The organism is Duganella sp. CF458, assembly GCF_900113115.1.
Classification (GTDB): domain Bacteria; phylum Pseudomonadota; class Gammaproteobacteria; order Burkholderiales; family Burkholderiaceae_D; genus Rugamonas.
On record NZ_FOOF01000004.1, the window covers coordinates 285,485 to 303,176 of the forward strand.

Annotated in this window: 19 protein-coding genes and 1 tRNA gene; 9 read left to right on the plus strand and 11 right to left on the minus strand. The window is 62.6% G+C overall.

Annotated elements, in window-relative coordinates:
- Positions 1-47: 47 nt before the first annotated feature.
- Positions 48-458, plus strand: coding sequence for a hypothetical protein (locus BM269_RS08240; protein WP_139232688.1), 411 nt, complete (start codon positions 48-50; stop codon positions 456-458).
- On the opposite strand, the gene BM269_RS08245 is transcribed toward BM269_RS08240, so the two are convergent.
- Together BM269_RS08245 and BM269_RS08250 are read right to left on the minus strand one after the other, a co-directional pair.
- A complete protein-coding gene (locus tag BM269_RS08245; RefSeq protein ID WP_090436627.1) occupies positions 459-1,496 on the minus strand; it encodes a dienelactone hydrolase family protein in 1,038 nt (345 codons plus the stop codon). It lies immediately after the preceding gene.
- Between the two features lie 201 nt (positions 1,497-1,697).
- A complete protein-coding gene (locus BM269_RS08250) occupies positions 1,698-2,255 on the minus strand; it encodes a TetR/AcrR family transcriptional regulator (protein ID WP_090436531.1) in 558 nt (185 codons plus the stop codon).
- A 113-nt stretch (positions 2,256-2,368) separates the two neighbouring features.
- Here BM269_RS08250 and BM269_RS08255 point away from each other — a divergent pair, with 113 nt between their 5' ends.
- Genes BM269_RS08255 through BM269_RS08265 form a run of 3 tightly spaced genes read left to right on the plus strand, consistent with a single transcriptional unit; the run spans position 2,369 to position 4,408 of the window.
- A complete protein-coding gene (locus tag BM269_RS08255; protein ID WP_090436532.1) occupies positions 2,369-2,704 on the plus strand; it encodes a flagellar basal body rod C-terminal domain-containing protein in 336 nt (111 codons plus the stop codon).
- 54 nt (positions 2,705-2,758) lie between these two features.
- Entirely contained in the window at positions 2,759-3,400 is a 642-nt protein-coding gene (locus BM269_RS08260; protein WP_090436533.1) for a phosphoribosyltransferase, read from the plus strand.
- A gap of 54 nt (positions 3,401-3,454) precedes the next feature.
- Positions 3,455-4,408, plus strand: coding sequence for a gamma-glutamyl-gamma-aminobutyrate hydrolase family protein (locus BM269_RS08265; protein ID WP_090436534.1), 954 nt, complete (start codon positions 3,455-3,457; stop codon positions 4,406-4,408).
- On the opposite strand, the gene BM269_RS08270 is transcribed toward BM269_RS08265, so the two are convergent.
- From BM269_RS08270 to BM269_RS08295, 6 genes are all read right to left on the minus strand, one after another.
- Entirely contained in the window at positions 4,405-4,881 is a 477-nt protein-coding gene (locus BM269_RS08270; RefSeq protein WP_090436535.1) for an SRPBCC family protein, read from the minus strand. The genes BM269_RS08265 and BM269_RS08270 overlap by 4 nt on opposite strands.
- Positions 4,878-5,555 (minus strand): phytanoyl-CoA dioxygenase family protein, encoded by a 678-nt coding sequence (locus BM269_RS08275; protein WP_090436536.1) that lies wholly within the window; start codon positions 5,553-5,555, stop codon positions 4,878-4,880. Before BM269_RS08275 ends, BM269_RS08270 begins: the two co-directional genes overlap by 4 nt.
- Before the next feature lie 3 nt (positions 5,556-5,558).
- Positions 5,559-5,873 (minus strand): hypothetical protein, encoded by a 315-nt coding sequence (locus BM269_RS08280; protein WP_090436537.1) that lies wholly within the window; start codon positions 5,871-5,873, stop codon positions 5,559-5,561.
- Between the two features lie 29 nt (positions 5,874-5,902).
- Positions 5,903-6,997 (minus strand): MBL fold metallo-hydrolase, encoded by a 1,095-nt coding sequence (locus BM269_RS08285; RefSeq protein WP_170860318.1) that lies wholly within the window; start codon positions 6,995-6,997, stop codon positions 5,903-5,905.
- Positions 6,998-7,083: 86 nt separating this feature from the next.
- A complete protein-coding gene (locus BM269_RS08290; RefSeq protein ID WP_090436539.1) occupies positions 7,084-8,202 on the minus strand; it encodes a YbdK family carboxylate-amine ligase in 1,119 nt (372 codons plus the stop codon).
- Between the two features lies 1 nt (position 8,203).
- The gene (locus BM269_RS08295; RefSeq protein WP_090436540.1) at positions 8,204-9,388 is read right to left on the minus strand and encodes a cation:proton antiporter; all 1,185 of its coding nucleotides are present in this window, start codon (positions 9,386-9,388) and stop codon (positions 8,204-8,206) included.
- A 74-nt stretch (positions 9,389-9,462) separates the two neighbouring features.
- On the opposite strand from BM269_RS08295, the gene fghA reads away from it, so the two are divergent.
- Positions 9,463-10,329: an S-formylglutathione hydrolase gene (gene fghA / locus BM269_RS08300; RefSeq protein ID WP_090436628.1), complete on the plus strand. Its 867-nt coding sequence runs from the start codon at positions 9,463-9,465 to the stop codon at positions 10,327-10,329.
- Here fghA and BM269_RS08305 read toward each other — a convergent pair.
- The gene (locus BM269_RS08305; protein ID WP_090436541.1) at positions 10,304-11,257 is read right to left on the minus strand and encodes a chemotaxis protein; all 954 of its coding nucleotides are present in this window, start codon (positions 11,255-11,257) and stop codon (positions 10,304-10,306) included. The two genes, fghA and BM269_RS08305, sit on opposite strands and share 26 nt — an antisense overlap.
- A gap of 142 nt (positions 11,258-11,399) precedes the next feature.
- Positions 11,400-11,475, minus strand: a tRNA-Gly gene (locus BM269_RS08310).
- Positions 11,476-11,552: 77 nt separating this feature from the next.
- Between BM269_RS08310 and BM269_RS08315 the strand changes: the two genes are divergently transcribed.
- The 4 genes from BM269_RS08315 (at position 11,553) to BM269_RS08330 (ending at position 16,064) form a co-directional block, all read left to right on the plus strand.
- Complete coding sequence (locus BM269_RS08315) at positions 11,553-13,199, plus strand: Na+/H+ antiporter (RefSeq protein ID WP_090436542.1); 1,647 nt, start codon at positions 11,553-11,555, stop codon at positions 13,197-13,199.
- Positions 13,196-14,248 carry a sensor histidine kinase gene (locus BM269_RS08320; protein WP_090436543.1) on the plus strand — a complete coding sequence of 351 codons (1,053 nt, stop codon included), beginning with the start codon at positions 13,196-13,198 and terminating at the stop codon, positions 14,246-14,248. The genes BM269_RS08315 and BM269_RS08320 overlap by 4 nt, the downstream gene beginning before the upstream one ends.
- Positions 14,236-14,961 carry a LytR/AlgR family response regulator transcription factor gene (locus BM269_RS08325; RefSeq protein WP_090436544.1) on the plus strand — a complete coding sequence of 242 codons (726 nt, stop codon included), beginning with the start codon at positions 14,236-14,238 and terminating at the stop codon, positions 14,959-14,961. The genes BM269_RS08320 and BM269_RS08325 overlap by 13 nt, the downstream gene beginning before the upstream one ends.
- A gap of 80 nt (positions 14,962-15,041) precedes the next feature.
- Entirely contained in the window at positions 15,042-16,064 is a 1,023-nt protein-coding gene (locus tag BM269_RS08330; protein ID WP_090436545.1) for a metallophosphoesterase family protein, read from the plus strand.
- Here the strand turns inward: BM269_RS08330 and BM269_RS08335 are convergent.
- Entirely contained in the window at positions 16,011-17,627 is a 1,617-nt protein-coding gene (locus BM269_RS08335; protein WP_090436546.1) for a sigma-70 family RNA polymerase sigma factor, read from the minus strand. The two genes, BM269_RS08330 and BM269_RS08335, sit on opposite strands and share 54 nt — an antisense overlap.
- Between the last annotated feature and the right edge of the window lie 65 nt (positions 17,628-17,692).

Genomic DNA, 17,692 nt, shown 5'->3' on the forward strand with positions numbered 1-17,692 from the left:
AACATGTTATTGTCGTTATAAGGATGCCACAGCACGGGAGGTTGACCGTGGAAAATTTTCACTCACTGGCGTCCATGATGGACCTGTACCAGTTGAGCCTGACGATCATCCTCGTCTTTCATGCGCTCAGCCTGGTACCGCAATGGCAGCGCCATTATTTCCACCCACGCCTGATGCGGGTTGCCATGCTCGGGATGATGCTGGGGATTGCACAAGGTGCGGTGATCGCTGCGGCCGTTGAACATAACGCGATCGCGCGTGGTGGCGGCATCGCCCTGCTGGGCGCCGCGATCATGATGCATGCCTGGGTTGCGCTGCAAAACCTGTTGGCCAGCTACGCTTTCATCAACCTGCACCGGCCCAGCGCCGTGATGGCCTACCGCATGCGCTGGGGACAGCGCCCCTTAGGCTACCTGAGTGCCGTGCTTACCGTGGTCGCAGGATTCACGCTGGCGTGATCAGTTGCGGCCGGCCGTGGCGTGTTCCGACCACACGATATCGTGATCGACCGAGTACAGGCGGCACGGCTCCTTGCTCGCCGCCTGACAGGCCGCCAGCGCCTTCTCGTTGGTGTTCTCGCCCTCTTCCGCCCAGCCCCAGGAACCGGTTGCCGAAATCGCAAAGGCGCGCGGCGTAGCCTTGTTCAGGAATTCCCGATACTGTTCGCGGCCGCGCTGCGGCACGTAAGGCACGGCATTGACATCCTCCAGCGCGGCGTAGCGGGTGGCTTTTTGCGCCGGCGGCTCGGCCACCGCATAGACTTCGCGCGTCGGCATGCCAACCCCGGCCAGGAAGCGCTCGACTTCAGGCAGCCAGACTGCAGCGCCGTCGCGGTTGCCCAGCAAACCATGCGCGTCTTTCTTGAACGCGCCGTACGCCACCAGGTCGGCCTTGCCGCCGGCTGCGGTGAAGGCGCCATGCATGCGCGCCACCAGTTCAGGACCGAAGTAGCTGTCATTGGCCCCGTACATCCACATGCTTGGCAGCTTGTTGCGGCGGCCGTACTCGCCGAAGGCCTTGACCAGGGCGCCCTGCCAGTTGCACAGGTCGCCGTGCACTTTCAGGCCGCCGGCGAAATTCATGATGCCGCGCACACCCGGCAAGTCCTGCGTTGCCGCGGCCATGCTGGCCAGGCCGCCGAAGGACTGGCCGGCAAGAACGATATGCTCATTGTCGACCCAGGACTGGCTGCGGGCGAAACGCACCACGTCGGCGATGTCGCCCGCCTGCTCGTAGCCATTGGCCGTCATATTGCAGCCGTATTCGACGAATTTGCCGGTCGAATTGGCGAAACCGGTGCGCATCGGCACCATCACTGCATAGCCGCGGCGCACGAAGGCCGTGGCCAGGTAGATGAAGCGGTCGCGCGACTGCAGCTTGGGGTTGCCCGGCGCCTTGCCGTGGTTGACGATCAGCAGCGGGAACGGGCCGGGGCCGGGTGGACGGAAAACGGTGGTCTCCAACTGCACGCTCTGCGCGCGGCCGGCGGGAACCATGATGATCTGCTCATTCAGGCGCGCATCGAGCGCAGCTTCCCCGGCCTGCGCGGTTGGCAGGCTTGCACAGGCCAGCAGTATGGCGGCGACACGTGCAGCGAAGGAATTGATGATGCTCTCCGGAACAATGCGTATGGGCAATAACCCAGATTCTTATGCGCACCGTTCAGGAAAGCAATCCCAAAACGACAAACGTAGCAATTAGCTCAGCTTCAAGAGCAGGGAACGCACGGATTCCAGTACTTCATCGGCCAATTTGGGGTCGGTTTTGTAGACATTTCGCGACACTGAGATGCCGCCCACCAGCGCTGCCATGATGGCAACGGCTTTTTCCCGCTGGCCTTCCCCGGCCGGCAACCGGGCGCTGATGTACTCGACCATCTGGCGGAAACCGCTGGTGTAGCCGGCACCCACCGAACCATCCTGCCGCGCCACCTCGCTCGCAGCCGCGGCCAAAGGACAGCCTTCCGCCAGATTGTCACGCTGCTCCGGCGCCAGGTAATAATCGAGCAACTGCGGCAGCGTGACCGGATGCTCGGTCACCTTGCCATACGCGGCACGGGTACTGAACTGCATGGCTGCCGCCGCCAGTGCGTCCTTCGAAGGAAAATGCGCGTACAGGGCGCCATGCGTCAGGCCGGCAGCCTTGCTGATTTCCGCCACGCCGACCCCGTCGATCCCCTTTTCCTGGAACAGCCGGGCAGCCGTCTCCACCAGCACCTGCCGGTTTTCCGCCGCTTTTTCCTTGGTGATCTTCATGGCCAGCCTCCCGCATCAATCATTGCGGTCATCATCATACCACGTGTTGCATGGCGTGCTCATTTTTTGGGCAACCGTGATAATTTCCATGTGGAATCATGTAAACTGGCGCCATGACGATCTCCGCACTCCAGGCCGGCCTGTCCGGCCTTCAAGCAAACCAGCGTGCATTGGACGTGGAAGGGCACAACGTCGCCAATTTGGCGACACAGAACTTCCAGCCGCAGCAAGCCAGCTTCCAGCAAACGCCGGGCGGGACCAGTGTCACCATTTCCACCGCCGCGCGCGACCTGTCGGCTGCCGCCAATGCCGGCGGCGTACCGTCGGGCACCGATCCGGCCAGCTCGATCACCAATTCCCTGGTCTACAAGGCCAATTTCGACCTGTCTGCCAAAGTGATCCAGGCGGCTGACGAACGAATCGGTACACTGCTGGATATCAAAGCTTAACGTCCGGGCATTCCCGCGCTATGCTGTCGTATGTGCAGCGTGGCGGAGGCTAGCATGGACGACATCGAACTCCCGCTTCAAGACCGCAAGCAAGCCGCCGAGCTGCTGGCTGAAAAGCTGCTGCACCTGCGCGGCAGTCATCCCCTGATCCTTGCCATTCCCCGCGGCGCCGTGCCGATGGGGAGCATCATTGCCGACCGCCTGCAAGGCGAGCTCGATGTGGTGCTGGTGCGAAAAATTCCCTCTGCCATTGACCCGGAACTGGCCGTCGGGGCCGTCGACGAGCACGGCAACCGCGAATTGGCCTCCTATTTCAACCGCACCCGCACCAGCATGGAATGGGTCGAGCTGCAAACCCTCGAGCAGCTTGAATTGATGCGGCGTCGCCGTGCTTCCTACGGCAGCCGGCGGCCGCCGGCCGACCCCGAGGGCCGCATTGTGGTGATTGTCGACGATGGGCTGGCCACCGGGTCCACCATGGCGGCGGCCCTGCGTTCCACCCGCGCCCGCAAGCCAAGGCAATTGATTGCCGCCGTGCCGGTGGCTGCGCCGGATTCGCTGGAAGTGATTGCGCCCTTGGCCGACGGCATCTTCTTCCTTGCCGCGCCGATGAATTTCATGTCGGTCAGCCGTCATTACCGCAGCTTCCCGCAGGTGTCGGAAGAGGAGGTCCTTGAGCTGCTGACCGGCATGTAGTGCGACTTCGAATTGCCGCGTGTGCGACACTGGCATTGAGGAGGCAGCCAACGGATGACCGAACACGATCCCCGCCAACAGGATCGCCGCGAAAGCGACCGTGGACAACGGCGCCGCGCCGGCGACGCGCCACGCTACCTTGATCCGGGCGAAACCATCTTCTCGCTGTGGGGGCGCGTGATCGTTGCGCGCTACAAGCGCTGGGCCGCCGCCGCCACACGGCATATCGTCCAGCGCCCATTGCACATAGGGGTATCAGCGCGCATCTATCATCCCGAACCCGGCGCCACAGGGCTGCGCAGCAAGAACCTGCAATATCTCGAAGAATCGGTCGCGCAATGGGTGATGTCGCGCGACGTGCTGGTGTTCATGGTCCCGACGGTCAATACATCCGGCCTGCTGCACCCGTCCAATATCCGCCTGCGCGACTATGCAAAGCACCTGGACGGTCTGGTGTTGCAGGGCGGCGCCGACGTATCGCCGCAAAGCTATGCCGAAGCGCCGACCAAGCCCGAATGGAGCGGCGACCGGGCACGCGATATGTACGAATTGGAGCTGCTGCATGAATTCGTCGAAGCCGGCAAGCCGGTGCTGGGAATTTGCCGCGGTTGCCAGCTGTTGAATGTCGCCTTCGGCGGCAGCCTGTACCAGGATATCGCGACCGACGTCCCCGATGCCCATGCCCACGTGTCGGACGACTACGACCGGCATCGTCACGAAGTCACCTTCCCGCCCGGCTCGTCCCTGCCCTCCATGGTGCGGGGCCCGCAGCGCGCGCTGGTGAACTCGATCCACCATCAGGCGGTGAAGTCGCTTGGCAAGGACATGCAGGTGGAAGCCGTGTCCTATCCGGACAATATGATCGAAGCGATCCGCTACACGCGGGCGCCCTTCGTCATGGGTTTGCAGTGGCATCCCGAATTTCACCGCGCCGGCGGCGTCGAACTGCTCGATTGCACCGGCATCCTGGACAGCTTCCTGCGCGCCGCCCGCGAAACGCGCTTCTAGCGCTTGCAGGGTTTCCCGTCGTATTGCAGTTGGTGCTGCTTGTACGCGCTGCCATTCCAGCGCTCGATGGGGAAGCAGAAGCCAGGGCCGCCGATTTCAAGATCGGGCCAGCCGTCCTTGCCTTTGGTGTGCAACACGGTCAGGATGCCGGCGCCCTGGGTAATCAGCTTCCATTTGCCGTCGGATTGCTTGCTGACCAAGGCATAGCCGACACCGGTGTCGCCATAGCATGCCGTACCACTCTCCGTGATGATGGCTTCCGGCTGTCCATCGCCATTCAGGTCTTTGACTTGCTCGATGGCGCCCGGCACGTAGCTCGCGCCTGAGTCGGAGCATGACTTCCATGTCTTGCCATGTTGCTTGAAGCCCGCGGCCTTGAATGCGGCGGCTTCGTCAGATGCCGGCAATGAGCTTGCCCCTGCCGGCGCGGCCTGGCTGAACACCAGGCCAAGCATTGCGATAATCAATTTCATATTGCCACCCTCCCCCGCTGTGGCCATTCTAATCCATGTGGTAGCTCAGCAGGGCCAAAGAGGAAGTGCAACACCCGGCGGCGGCTGGCGCCTGTTGCTTTTGAGGAACGATGTAAGAGGAGTGGACGCATGATCAGCACGTCGCCCACCTGCGCCAGGCAGGCTTGCTCGTCCTGGCGCATCGCGACGGCATCGTGCGGCGAGATCGCGCCTTGCTGGTGCGATCCCGGCACAACATGCACCGGTCCGTCCTCCGCACAGCAAGGATCGAGATGCAGACGCACCGCAACCATCTGCTCCAACAAGCCCGACGGCGGCTGCGCATACCAGCCATCTTCCTTGCACGACCACCCGCGCAAGACGGGATCTTCAACGCGCTCGTGCACCGGAATACTCAAGTCCTGGTGCACCGGCACCAGCCAGTTCACGGAACCCGACTTCTCGAAGGAAGTACATTGGACCGCTACATGGCCTACCGGCAGCACAGCTTGCAACCAGGGGGAACAAAGAAGGGAGTCCGCAAGTTCGGCGCACCAAGCCTGCGACAGCAACGTCCGGGATCCGGCCTTGCCAAGGGCACGGATTTGCGCGGCATACCGCGCGCATTGCCCGGCGTCTGCCACGCCTGGAATGACTGCAAACCCGCGCCGCGCAAAATCAGCAGCGACATCCATCTGTCAGGGTTTTTCGTAGAAAACGAGCGAGCTGCCCAGTGTCAGCGATTCTTCGATATGGGGGTGCAGGTCAACGAATGGCTTCTGCTCCAGCATTTCGGTTTGCAAGATGCTGAAGGCGTCCATCGCCACTTCCTCGAAGCCGAACTTGCTGGCCTCGATGATCGCAGAATCCCACAGGGCATCCGCGCCTTCCTGCAGCAGGAACAGCATGCACTTGTGCAACGCATGCTCTTGCGGGTGCGCGTATTCATAAACCGCCTTGCCTTCGAAAATGCCTTCGAAGGTGTAGATCCCCAGGACACTGTTATCGCTCATGAGCTATTCGAATTAAAGGACGTGCCTGATTATACTGCGGACCCGCGTCGTCCCAATGCCCTGAACAGGCACCAGAACATGCCCGATATCAGTGCCAATGCGGCCCCCAGCATGGCCAGGGAGCGCCAGGAATATAGCATTTGCGCCGCAATAAACGGCGGCTGGTAGATCAATAGCTGGTCTTGCCGGTGCATGTGCAGCGGCAGGCCCGGAGCGAGGTAGCTCTCGGCCAGCACAGGCTTGGCAACCCCACTGGCCAGCTCGCCCATCGCAGACTGGACACGCCCGGCCCAATCGTGATCAAACTCCGGCTTGCCATGGGCGCCGAAATACCGATAGGCCTTGCTCGTCGTGGCCAGCAGCTCGCCGATTTCGTCGGCATAGACGCGCGTGTCGCTGCCCGGCAGGAAAACGACCAGTCCACCCAGGTGCTGGTAGAGGAAGTCTCCGGCAAACACCAATTGACGCTCACGGTCGATGTACGTTGCCGACTCCTGCGCATGGCCAGGCGTGGAGCGGATTTCGATGGCGCGGCCGCCAAGGTCGATCTTCTCGCCGTCGCCCAGCCAGCGCTGGATGCGCAAGGAGCGTGGACCGGTGAGCGATTCCGTGGCAGCGATTTGCAGCCTGCCGCCCTGCGCCCGGGATTGCAGTTCCGCTGTCGCCAGCACCAGCGCCCCCTCAAAGGCATCCAGGTCCCCGATATGGTCGAAATGGAAGTGCGAAAGCGCGAGCATGAGCGGCTTGGCAGTCAGGCTTTCTGCCAGCGCCCGGATCGATCGGATATTCGGGGGGCGTTCGCCGGAACCCGCGTCAATCAACAACGCGCGATCGCCGCCAACCAGCAGGTAGGAAGAATTGTATTGCGAAGACTTGGGTTCGGCGATGATGTAGCTGCCATCATCAATCGCTTCCACCGCGTACCAGTCGTCCACGTAGCGCGCCTTTTCGCTCCACAGCTGGCCGGAGCGCAGCTTGCCGAATACCTGGTCGCTGGCAAACGGCATCTTGGCGAGCAACGATGCGGCCAGCAACAAGGCAAGCAGGAGAAAGACGGTGGCGGCAATTGCGCGCCTGAAGGCGCGGGGCTTGGTAGGGACAGCGGGCATGGTACGGCGCGGCATGTTGAAACATTGGCAATTATATCCAACCGCCGGCATTTCCGCTTGTCGGCGCTGGCGGCTGCCGCCCAGGCGCCGCCACCATGCACTCAATTGCCCCTGAACCTCGCAATCGCAGCATCCACCACGCCCTCCACACTGCCGGACGAATCGAATTCCGCCCGCAGGTAATGCGCGTCGCTACCCATATGCGTGACCTGCATCAGGTGGTTCAGCGCGGCGCTGCCGCCGAGTGCTTCGGCGTGCAGGTCCATGCGGCGCAGCGTGGTGAGGATATCTTCACGCAGCGACAGGCTTTCGTAGGTCTTCGGATGCACTACCGTGCCATCCAGCCCGAAACGGCAGGCCTGGAAGCGGTTGTAGTTGTAGACCAGGTAGTCATCCTCGGCCGGCGGCTCCTCCTTGCGCTCCAGCAGGTAAGAGCACAGGGCTTGCAGGTAGCAGGCCAAAGCGGCGGCGCGCTCCACCGTGAGCGGCGTGTCGCAGACGCGCAGCTCGATGGTGCCGTACTCGGGCTTGGGGCGGATGTCCCAGTAGAAGTCCTTCATCGACTTGATCACGCCCGTGTGCTCCATCTTGGAGAAGAAGCTATGCTCGAATTCGTCCCATTTCAGGATGAACGGCGCGCGGCCGCTCATGGGGAAGGCGAACACGCTGTTCAGGCGCGCCGAGTTGAACAGGGTGTCATTGCCCTGCACATAAGGCGAAGACGCCGATAGTGCGATGAAGTGCGGCACATAGCGGCTCAAGGAATGCAGCAAATACAGCGCATCGTCGCCGCTGGCGCAGCCGATGTGCACGTGCTGGCCGAAGATCGTGAACTGCTTGGCCAGGTAACCGTACAGCGCCGACACTTCCTTGAAGCGCGGCTTGGAGAAGATCTTGCGTTCCGACCAGCGCTGGAACGGGTGGGTGCCGCCGCCGCAGATGCCGATATTCAGCGTGTCGGCCGCCCGCACCAGGGTATCGCGCGTTTCGCGCAACTGGGCCACCAGCTCGCTGTGCTTGGTATGCACATCGCTGTTGATCTCGATCATGCTCTCGGTGATCTCCGGCGTTACATGGCCGGGGAACGGCTTGCGCGCCAGCAGGTGCAGCAAGTCCGGGCTCGACGCGGTCAGGTCGAAGTCGGACAGACTGACCAATTGCAGCTCAAGCTCGACGCCCATCGTCAACGGTTGCGACGACTTGAATTCTTCCAACGGCATATCAGCCCTCCTCTTTCGCCGTTTCGCGCGCGCGGATCAGCGCGCGCTGCGTGATGACAGGCCCCAGCACTTCCATGAACAGCGTCATGGCAGCCAGCGCGGCCAGTTCATCGACCAGCACAATACCCATGTAGCGCGTCTGCTCGAGCAGCAGGATGGCGAACACCGACATCGGCGACAGGGCCACGCCGATCAAGGCCCCCTTGCGCCACGAAATGCCCGCAACGTGCGACAACAGCGCCACCGCAATGGTCTTGGTTGCAAAGCGCACCAGCAACAGCAAGGCCCCAAGCGAAGCACCGAACACCACGCGCTGCCAGTCCAGTGTCGACACTGCAAACACGAACAGCAGCACCGTCAACAGCTCGCCGATTGCACCGAAGTTTCGCTGCGTGCGGGTGAATGTCACACGGCGATGGCGCGCCATCAGGCCGAACGTCAGCGTTGCCAGCACGGGCGACAAATCGGCCGCCTGGGTGATAGACACCAGCAGCACGACCACCATCGCAAAGGCCACGGTGCCATCGCGTGCCAGCGTGCCGAGGCCGCGCAGCAGCGCCGGCACCAGCATGCCCGCCACCGCACCCAGTACGGCAGATGCGAGCAGTTCGATCACGCTGCGCGAAACGGCTTGCGTCAGGCTGCCTGAGGTCTGGAACACCCAGAAGCCCACCACCACCTTGAACACGAACAGCGCAAGCACGCAATTCATCGCAACGAGGTGCAGCAGGCGCTCAGTGACCTGGCCCGAGCTGCGCTCCTCATTGATCACGCGCAGCACGCCGGCCGGTGAGGTGGACATCGCCAATGAAGCAAGCAGGAGCGCCGTCAAAGGCGGCATGCCCTGCCAGTAAGCGATTGAAAACACTGCGCCGAATGTGAGCGCAGATTCTGCAAGGCCACTGACGGCAATCCACGGATTGACGCGCAGCCAGCGCAAGTTGATACGGTAACCGAATTCAAACAGGATGAGGCCGAATGCAATATTGGCGAGCAGAGTTACCTGGCTGCTGCCGTCCGGCACAAGAAGTTCGGGCATTGCCTGCGCTAGCAGGAAGCCCACCAAGCCGTACACACTGATGCGCGGCAGATTGGTCCAACGATGAACAAACTCACCTGCGAGCCATGCAAGCAGCATGGCGCAAGGCCATGCGAGTTCGTCAGAGATGACTAACAAATCGGTCATAGACTTACCTCCGAGCCGTACTATATTGCATTTGCGAAAAACGTGTCACACGAATCTTAGTTACAATGCCACGCATGGACATGATCAGCGAACACGTTTGCCATGGAGGAGTGCAACGCTTCTACCGGCATGAGTCGAAAGCGATTGGCTTGCCAATGCGCTTCTCCATTTTTATTCCGCCGCAGGCTGCGCAAGGGCCTTTGCCAGCGCTGTTCTACCTGGCAGGACTGACGTGCACCGAAGAGACCTTTGCCATCAAGGCGGGCGCGCAGCAGCACGCGGCGCGTGAGGGCCTGATCCTTATCGCGCCGGACACCAGTCCGCGCGGCACAGGCATTGAAGGCGAAACGGCCAGTTGGGATTTCGGCGAAGGCGCCGGCTTCTATCTCGATGCGACGCAAGCGCCATGGTCGCAGCATTACCGCATGGAGAGCTACGTCCACGAATTGCGCCAACTGGTGATCGATGAGTTGCCGGTCGATGCGCAGCGCATCGGTATCTTCGGCCATTCGATGGGCGGGCATGGCGCGTTGACACTGGCCTTGCGCAGGCCGGACCTGTTCCGCAGCGTGTCGGCCTTTGCGCCGATTGCGGCGCCGGTGCGCTGCCCATGGGGACAGAAGGCTTTCACCGGCTACCTGGGAGCGAACAAGGACGCCTGGCTGCAGCACGACGCCAGCGCGCTGATGTCGGTGCAGGACGAAGCACCATTCCCCAATGGCATCCTGATCGACCAGGGCCTGGCCGACAAGTTCCTTGAGGAGCAGTTATATCCGGGAGTGTTCGAGGATGCTTGCCGCGCCGCCGGGCAACCCCTGGAGCTGCGCCGGCATGCGGGCTACGATCATGGCTATTACTTTATTTCCAGCTTCATTGCCGACCATGTGAAGTTGCACAGCCGGCAGCTGAAAGAAATCACTTCATCAGCACCTTGCGGATAGTCTCCGCCAGTTCCTCCGCAACGAACTTGGCCACGTAAGCGTCGGCACCGACACCCTTCACGTGGTCTTCGTTGGTCTTGCCGGACAGCGAAGAGTGAATCACCACCGGGATCCTGGAGAAGCGTGCATCCTGCTTGACCAGACGGGTCAGCGTGAAGCCATCCATCTCCGGCATCTCCAGGTCGGTCAGCACCAGGGCCACGCGGTCTTCCACCGGAATGCCTTCCGCCTTGCAGCCTTCGGCGATGTGATTGAGCTTATCCCAAGCCTCTTTGCCGGTCTTCATCATCACGAACGGCGCGTGCATCGCTTCCAGGCCGCGCTCGATCAGGTTGCGCGCCACCACGGAATCGTCGGCGGCCAGGATAAAGGTGCCGGGCTTCAACGGCAGGCGGCCCACCGCGGTTTCATCGATGTCCTTGCCGTCGCTTGGAGTCAGGTTGCGCAGTATGGTTTCCACGTCCAGCACCTGCGCCAGGCGGGTGTTCTGCACGTCGCCATCGACGCGTGCGATAGAGGTCACCATGCCGCCGCCGTGGCTGCCCTCCGCGCTCAGCACCTGGCTCCAGTCAAGGCGCACGATCTCGTCCACCGATTCGACGGCGAAAGCCTGGGTGGTGCGCGCGAATTCCGTCACCAGCATGATGTTCAGGCCAGTCTTCGGCTTGACGCCGACGATGCCCGGCAAGTCCATCACCGGAATGATCTGGCCGCGCAGGTTGACCACGCCCAGCATGTGCGGTTCCGAACCCGCGACGGCAGTCACGGTCGGCATCGCGACAATCTCGCGGATCTTGAAGACGTTGATGCCGTATAGCTCGGAATTGCCGCTGGTGCCATCGACGCCGAGGCGGAACAACAGCAGCTCGAACTTGTTGGAGTTTGTGAGGTTACTGCGCTCGTCAACTTCTTGTTGAACGGAATTCATCGATTGCTCCAATCTGCTGTAAGAGGCATTCCCTTTGGTACGGAATGTTTCGGCAGTATACCGGCCTTTTTTTAAGGTCCGGGAGCGATGAGGGGCAGAAACAACAAAAAAAGGACGCACGATGACGTCCTTTCAAGAATTCTGGAGCGGGAAAAGAGTCTCGAACTCTCGACCTCAACCTTGGCAAGGTTGCGCTCTACCAACTGAGCTATTCCCGCAGGGGAGGCGCTATTATGACAGCGGCTATCCGGAGTGACAAGTTCTTTTTGGTTTGTCATGCCCCTATAATGTCCTCATGGATTCTATCGAGATAGTTTTGGCAATGCTGCTGGCGGTGATCGCCAGCGCCTATATGAAGCGGATGCTGCCGGCCGGCATTCCCCTGCCACTGGTACAGATCGGCCTTGGCGCCGGCATTGCCGCATGGTCCGGCCATGGCATCCAGCTCGACCCGGAAATGTTCTTCCTGCTGTTCATCCCGCCGCTGCTGTTTCTCGATGGCTGGCGCATCCCGAACACGGGCCTGTTCCGCGACCGCGTCGTAATCCTGGAACTGGCGCTGGGCCTGGTGATCTTCACCGTGCTGGGCGCCGGCTACCTGATTCATTGGATGATTCCCTCCATGCCGCTGCCGGTGGCCTTTGCACTGGCGGCCATCCTGTCGCCCACCGACCCGGTCGCGGTCGGCTCCATCGCATCGCGCGCACCGATCCCCAAGCGCCTGATGCACATCCTGGAAGGCGAAGCCCTGCTGAACGATGCCAGCGGCCTGGTGTGCTTCCGCTTTGCCGTGGCGGCCGCGCTGACAGGCAGCTTCTCGCTGGCCAACGCGTCGCTGACGTTTGTCTGGCTGGCCGCAGCAGGCATTGCCACCGGCGTGGCAGTGACCGCGGCCATCGCATGGCTGCAGGGCCAGCTCACGTCGCGCTACGGCGAACCAGCCGGTTCGCCCATCCTGGTCAGCCTGCTGATTCCTTTCGGCGCCTACCTGGTCGCGGAACGGCTGCATGCCTCCGGCATCCTGGCCGCGGTGTCGGCCGGCATCACCATGAGCTATGTGGAGCTGGGCGGCCAGGCATTGGCCGCCACCCGCATCCAGCGTACCGCCGTGTGGGACACGGTGCAATTCACCTTGAACGGCGTGATGTTCGTGCTGCTCGGCGAGCAGTTGCCCGACATCCTGCGCGGCGCCAGCGAATCGCTGGAACAAAGCGGTCGCATCAATTCATGGTGGCTGGTCCTGTACGCCTTCGCCATCAGCTTCGGCCTGATCGCACTGCGCTTTGCGTGGGTGTGGGCAACGCTGCGCGTGACCCTGTATCGCCGCAGCCGCCGCGCCAGCTCGGTGCCCGGCGGCAAGCCGCACTGGCGCCTGTTGCTGGCCACTGCGCTGGCGGGCGCGCGCGGCGCGATCACCCTGGCCGGCGTGTTGACCTTGCCGCTGGTCCTGCCGAACGGCGACCCGTTCCCGGCGCGCGACCTGACCATCCTGCTGGCCAGCTCGGTGATCCTGATTTCCCTGCTGGCGGCCAGCATCGGCTTGCCGCGCCTGTTGGGTGGCATGCATTTCCCGGAGGAGCCGGCCGAGCGCCAGCAGGAAGACATGGCGCGGCGCCAGGCGGCATCGGCAGCCATCGCCGCCATCGAACGGGCAGAACTGGCGTTGGCCGACGCACACCATCCCGACGTGCTGCCGCAGGCCGCGGCCCGCGTGATTGCCTTGTATGAATACCGCCTGAACCTGGCGTGGTCGGCGGAAGACCAGAACAAGGAACATTTCCGCAAGCTGGACCGCGCCGAGCGCGAACTGCGCATGGCGGCGATGGAAGCCGAGCGCCAGGCCATCTTCGACCTGGCGCGCCACCACCACATTTCCGACGAAACGGCACGCAAGCTGGTGCGCGAGATCGACCTCGTCGAAGCACGCCACCAGAAGAAATGAACCGCCGCGCCACGCTTTCGCTGGTTGGCGCATGGCTGCTGTTCTGGGCCTTGATGGTGGCAACCGCGGTGCAGGATTTCCTGCGCCATGACGATCATGGCCCACTGTGGCAGCCCATCCTGTGGGAGTCTTCGTCGATGGCCGTCGCGTCCCTGCTGCTGGCCCTGCAGCGGCTGTGCACGCGCCGCCATGACGTCCTGTTGGCGGCGCCTTCCCGCTGGTTTGCGTGGCAAGCCCTGTGGCTGCCGGTCTGGTGGATTTTGTTCACGCCGCTGGCCTTCGGCATCCGGCACGGCGTGTATGCCCTGCTGGGCGCGGAATACCGGCATGAGCCCTGGGCCGAGACTTTCCTGTACGAGAATGTGAAGATCTCGGTCTTCGTGATTATCTTTACGCTGATTACCTTCGGCGTGCTGTCGTACCGCGCGGCGGAGCAAGCCAATGCCAGCTTGCGCACCGCCCAGTTGCATCAGTTGACGCAGCAGATGCAACCGCATTTCCTGTTCAACGCACTGAACACGATTTCATCACTGATGCACTCCGACGTCGAACGCGCGGATGCCACGCTGGTGCAACTGGCCGACGTGCTGCGCGCCACGCTGGATGTCAGCGGGCAGCAGCAGGCGCCGTTGTCGACCGAATTGCGGCTGCTGCGCGGCTATGCGCGCTTGATGGAAGAGCGCTTCGCCGAACGCGTACAGATCGACTGGGAAATCGATGCGGCGTGCGGCGAATGCCTGGTGCCGGTGATGAGCATGCAGCCTTTGCTGGAGAACGTGTTCAAGCACACGGTCGAGCGGCGGCGCGGCGTGACGAAGATTGCCATCAGCGCGCAACGGGACGGCGACCTGTTGCTGCTCGCCGTCAGCGATGACGCGGGACGGCTCGACCAGGCTGCAGCCGATGCACAGGCCGCGTCCGGCGGCATCGGCGTGCGCAACTTGCGTGAACGGCTGCAAGCCCTGCACGGCGATCGGGCAACACTGCGGTTGGCACAGCTCGCCCCGGCCGGCGTGCGCGCCGAAATGAGGCTGCCATGCGTATCCTGATCGTCGACGACGAACGCCCGGCACGCGACAAGCTGCGCCGCATGCTGGCACAGGAACCGGACGTGACCGCTATCGAGGAGGCGCGCGATGGCGTGGAGGCGCTGGAGCAAGCCGCCAGCTTCGCGCCCGACGTCATCTTCCTCGACGTGCAAATGCCCGAGGTCAGCGGCCTCGAGGTGGCCGCCTCCCTGCCCCATCCAGCGCCGCTGGTGGTTTTCGCCACGGCCTTCGACGAATTCGCCGTGCCGGCCTTCGACGCCAACGCCATCGACTATTTGCTGAAACCCTTTGACGCGGCACGCCTGCAGCGCGCCATGCAGCGCCTGCGTGAGCGCCTGGCGAGCCGCGCAGCGCACGCGCCGCGCACCCCAGGCGCCATCGGCCTGCCACTGCAGCAACTGCTGGTCAGCGAGCGCGGCGGCACCCGCGTGGTGCCGGTCGCCGCCATCCAATGGCTGGAGACAGCCGACAATTACGTGGCGCTGCACACCGCGCAAGGCGCCCCTCTGCTGCGCCAGACCCTGACCGATCTGCTGGACAGCCTGGGCAATCAATTCATGCGCTGCCACCGTCGTGCGGCCGTTCGGCTCGCACTGGTCGAGAGGATTGACCAGGACGGCCAACTGGTCCTCCGCAACGGCACCCTGGTACCGCTCGGGCGCAACTTCAAGCCAGCGATACTGCAAGCGCTCACGCATCGGCAATCCCGATAGCCGCAATCGCCCCCGCATGAAAATCGTGTGAACTTTTGGTAGGCCTGCCTGTCCATAGCGGACTAACCAGGGAGACCATCATGCCAAAACAAAAACTGCTTGCAACCTTGCTGCACATCTCGGACCTGCACATCGGGAGCCTTGATCCAACAACAGGCGATGCCGCCATCAGCCAGGCGGTCCAATTCGGGCTGGATAACTTTCCCATCTTCGATGGACTCCTCGGGCATCACGCCAGCGGCCTGCGGGCCCTTGCCGAGTTCGTCGAGAATTTGCGTGCCAGCGACGAAAAATTCCAGATCCTTGTCACCGGCGACCTGAGTCGCAACGGCGATGCACATGAACTCGCACTGGCGCGCCGCTACTTCGACAGCGAAATCGACATCCTCCCGCCCAATGGCGATTACGTGGGCCTGCATGCCGCGGGAAAAGTCATCGCCATTCCCGGGAATCACGATCACTGGGCCGGAATACCGGTGCCGATCGGCGCGACGCCTTCCAACTTCTACCACAATTTCATGCGCCCGCTGCCCGCCACGCGCAGCCTGCCGCTAGGGAACGGGGGCTATGAACTGACCTTGATTGAGCTTGATTCGGATGCCGACGTGCGCCCCAATTCGATCCAGCGCACCTATGCACGAGGCAGCTTCCGCTCGCAATTGCAGCTGCTTGACGCCATGCTTGAACCGCGCAAGGCACGTGAAGTCCGCGTGCTGGTCATCCACCATGCGCGCACCTGGACGGGATTCAGCCTGGCCATCGCCCACGCCACCAAGCAGGCCCTGGATCACTTCCTGCAGCAACATGAAATTGCCGTGATCTTATGCGGCCACACGCACAAGGCCGCAGTGCGGCGCCATTATGCCGGTGCCAGGGAGTGCTGGGAATGCGGGGCAGGCTCAACGACACAATTCGATGCCGTCCCCCGTAAATGGCGCGTCAGGCTGCGCAAACCGGACAGCGTCAACCTCGGGCCGAATGCACTGATGCTCCATCGCATCTTCGACACGGATGGCCGGCTCGATTGGGTGACGACCACCTACCATCGTTCAGCAATGGGCTTCGCTCGCATGCATCCCCCGCGCGAGTTCGCGTTGCAATAGCGCCGAACCGTGTGCCAGGTCGCGTTGGTTGGCGCACCAACGTTGGACCAGCATGTCTTTCCTGAGAAACCCGTCCGGCTGCGCCGTTTCCGGCATGCTGGAAAACGTGTTCGCGCCCAGGTAGCAATATCCGCCAACCAGCAGGGGCGATGCCTGCAACATGCAAAAAAGGCTGCGGGCAAGCGCCGGCGCCAGTTCCAATTCCAGGTCGAGCGTCCCTGCAACGTTTTCGTTCAGTAGCGCCTGGCTGATCGCGACACTTTTGCCCTTTTGTTTGACGACGATATCGGTGTCAGCGCTCTTGCGGACGGCCGCCCCGTCTCCGGCGCGGCGCAGGGCGCGATGGAACAGCAATTCCATTGCACGCAAGGCCTCGAATAGCATCCCGGGCGTCAGGCCATAGTTCAACAGCCGTTCGCTGGCAGGATCGCCACTCCTGCAGGACGCGTGATACTCGCGTAGATGGGCTTGCAGATCAGGCGGCAGCTTGCCGGCGCCCATGAGCGCCAACTCCCACTGGGCCGGGCCGGAGGGTGGCCGCATGTCGTCCAGTTTCTCGAGCAAGGCGGCCCAGGCATCGGCTATCACTTGTTGTTCGGCATAGAGCATACTGGCCACTGAAGGCTGGAGCTCGTCGCTTTCAGCATTTTCCAGTTCGCCGTGACTCAGTGCGGCGTACACGCTTGCAAGCCACTCCGGGCGTTCGGCCAGGGCGGCGCATTCTCCAGCATCGAGCAACAAGTCTTCCTGCTCCAGTGCCAAGCGGATCTGCTGCGCGTGCGTGCGCAGGCACTCCAGTGCGTCGCTGTCATCAAACGCGCTGAGCGCTTTCTTGAGTATATCGATTTCAGGCATGATCTTTCTCCCCTGGCGGCCAGGCTGCGCGGCACCGCGCACCGAATTGAGCAGTGCTTGCGCAAAGCGTGCCTTGGCCTGGTTCACCTGTTCGGTTGACATGCCGAGTTCGGCGGCCACGGTGCGTGGCGTCTGGTCCATGACCCAAACCCGGTAAGCGATGTCGGCATCGGTCGATTGCGGCCGTGCCTCGATCAATTGCAACGCGACCCGGCTGACGGTTGCCGCCAGCTGGTCGCGCAAGCGATAGCGCGTGAGATGGTGTTTCTCCGCGAGCTCGCGCTCGCCGGGCGCATACTCCGACAGGAAATCGGCCAGCAGTGCCTGCTCGGCTTCGGGCAATTGCCCGATGGCGGCCTTGAGCTGGGCGATCTGCTGTTTCATTTCCGCAGCCTCCAGCGGCAAGGGGTCGGCGGCGGCCAGGTCCAGGCATTCTTCGATGTCGACGGCACGCGAACGCAGCCGGTGCAGCTTGATCTGCCGGCGGCGGCCAAAGCGGTAGAAGGCGGTGGCGAGATAGGGGGCGAAATCGCCCTTGGCCGCGTCAAAGCGGCTGTTAAGCGCCTCCCATTCCAGGAAGAAGTCATGGATCAGGTCGCGGGCATCGTGGGGCTGGATGTGATAGCCATCACGTACCAGCTTGCTCAGCACGCGCCACAGCAGCGGCTCGTACTCGATGAAATCCTTGGGGGACGCCAGCGCACTCATCAATATCTCCAATCGGGGCACTCAATACAGTCATATTGCACGGCGCTGGCCGCCTGGTTGAAATC

What these genes read in the sequence shown, in the direction of transcription:
- BM269_RS08245 (WP_090436627.1), bottom strand. Translation starts at nt 1,496, where the DNA reads ATGGTTCCCGCCGGCCGCGCGCAGAGCGTGCAGTTGGAGACCACCGTT.
- BM269_RS08250 (WP_090436531.1), bottom strand. Translation starts at nt 2,255, where the DNA reads ATGAAGATCACCAAGGAAAAAGCGGCGGAAAACCGGCAGGTGCTGGTG.
- BM269_RS08255 (WP_090436532.1), top strand. Translation starts at nt 2,369, where the DNA reads ATGACGATCTCCGCACTCCAGGCCGGCCTGTCCGGCCTTCAAGCAAAC.
- BM269_RS08260 (WP_090436533.1), top strand. Translation starts at nt 2,759, where the DNA reads ATGGACGACATCGAACTCCCGCTTCAAGACCGCAAGCAAGCCGCCGAG.
- BM269_RS08265 (WP_090436534.1), top strand. Translation starts at nt 3,455, where the DNA reads ATGACCGAACACGATCCCCGCCAACAGGATCGCCGCGAAAGCGACCGT.
- BM269_RS08270 (WP_090436535.1), bottom strand. Translation starts at nt 4,881, where the DNA reads ATGAAATTGATTATCGCAATGCTTGGCCTGGTGTTCAGCCAGGCCGCG.
- BM269_RS08275 (WP_090436536.1), bottom strand. Translation starts at nt 5,555, where the DNA reads ATGGATGTCGCTGCTGATTTTGCGCGGCGCGGGTTTGCAGTCATTCCA.
- BM269_RS08280 (WP_090436537.1), bottom strand. Translation starts at nt 5,873, where the DNA reads ATGAGCGATAACAGTGTCCTGGGGATCTACACCTTCGAAGGCATTTTC.
- BM269_RS08285 (WP_170860318.1), bottom strand. Translation starts at nt 6,997, where the DNA reads ATGCCGCGCCGTACCATGCCCGCTGTCCCTACCAAGCCCCGCGCCTTC.
- BM269_RS08290 (WP_090436539.1), bottom strand. Translation starts at nt 8,202, where the DNA reads ATGCCGTTGGAAGAATTCAAGTCGTCGCAACCGTTGACGATGGGCGTC.
- BM269_RS08295 (WP_090436540.1), bottom strand. Translation starts at nt 9,388, where the DNA reads ATGACCGATTTGTTAGTCATCTCTGACGAACTCGCATGGCCTTGCGCC.
- fghA (WP_090436628.1), top strand. Translation starts at nt 9,463, where the DNA reads ATGGACATGATCAGCGAACACGTTTGCCATGGAGGAGTGCAACGCTTC.
- BM269_RS08305 (WP_090436541.1), bottom strand. Translation starts at nt 11,257, where the DNA reads ATGAATTCCGTTCAACAAGAAGTTGACGAGCGCAGTAACCTCACAAAC.
- BM269_RS08315 (WP_090436542.1), top strand. Translation starts at nt 11,553, where the DNA reads ATGGATTCTATCGAGATAGTTTTGGCAATGCTGCTGGCGGTGATCGCC.
- BM269_RS08320 (WP_090436543.1), top strand. Translation starts at nt 13,196, where the DNA reads ATGAACCGCCGCGCCACGCTTTCGCTGGTTGGCGCATGGCTGCTGTTC.
- BM269_RS08325 (WP_090436544.1), top strand. Translation starts at nt 14,236, where the DNA reads ATGCGTATCCTGATCGTCGACGACGAACGCCCGGCACGCGACAAGCTG.
- BM269_RS08330 (WP_090436545.1), top strand. Translation starts at nt 15,042, where the DNA reads ATGCCAAAACAAAAACTGCTTGCAACCTTGCTGCACATCTCGGACCTG.
- BM269_RS08335 (WP_090436546.1), bottom strand. Translation starts at nt 17,627, where the DNA reads ATGAGTGCGCTGGCGTCCCCCAAGGATTTCATCGAGTACGAGCCGCTG.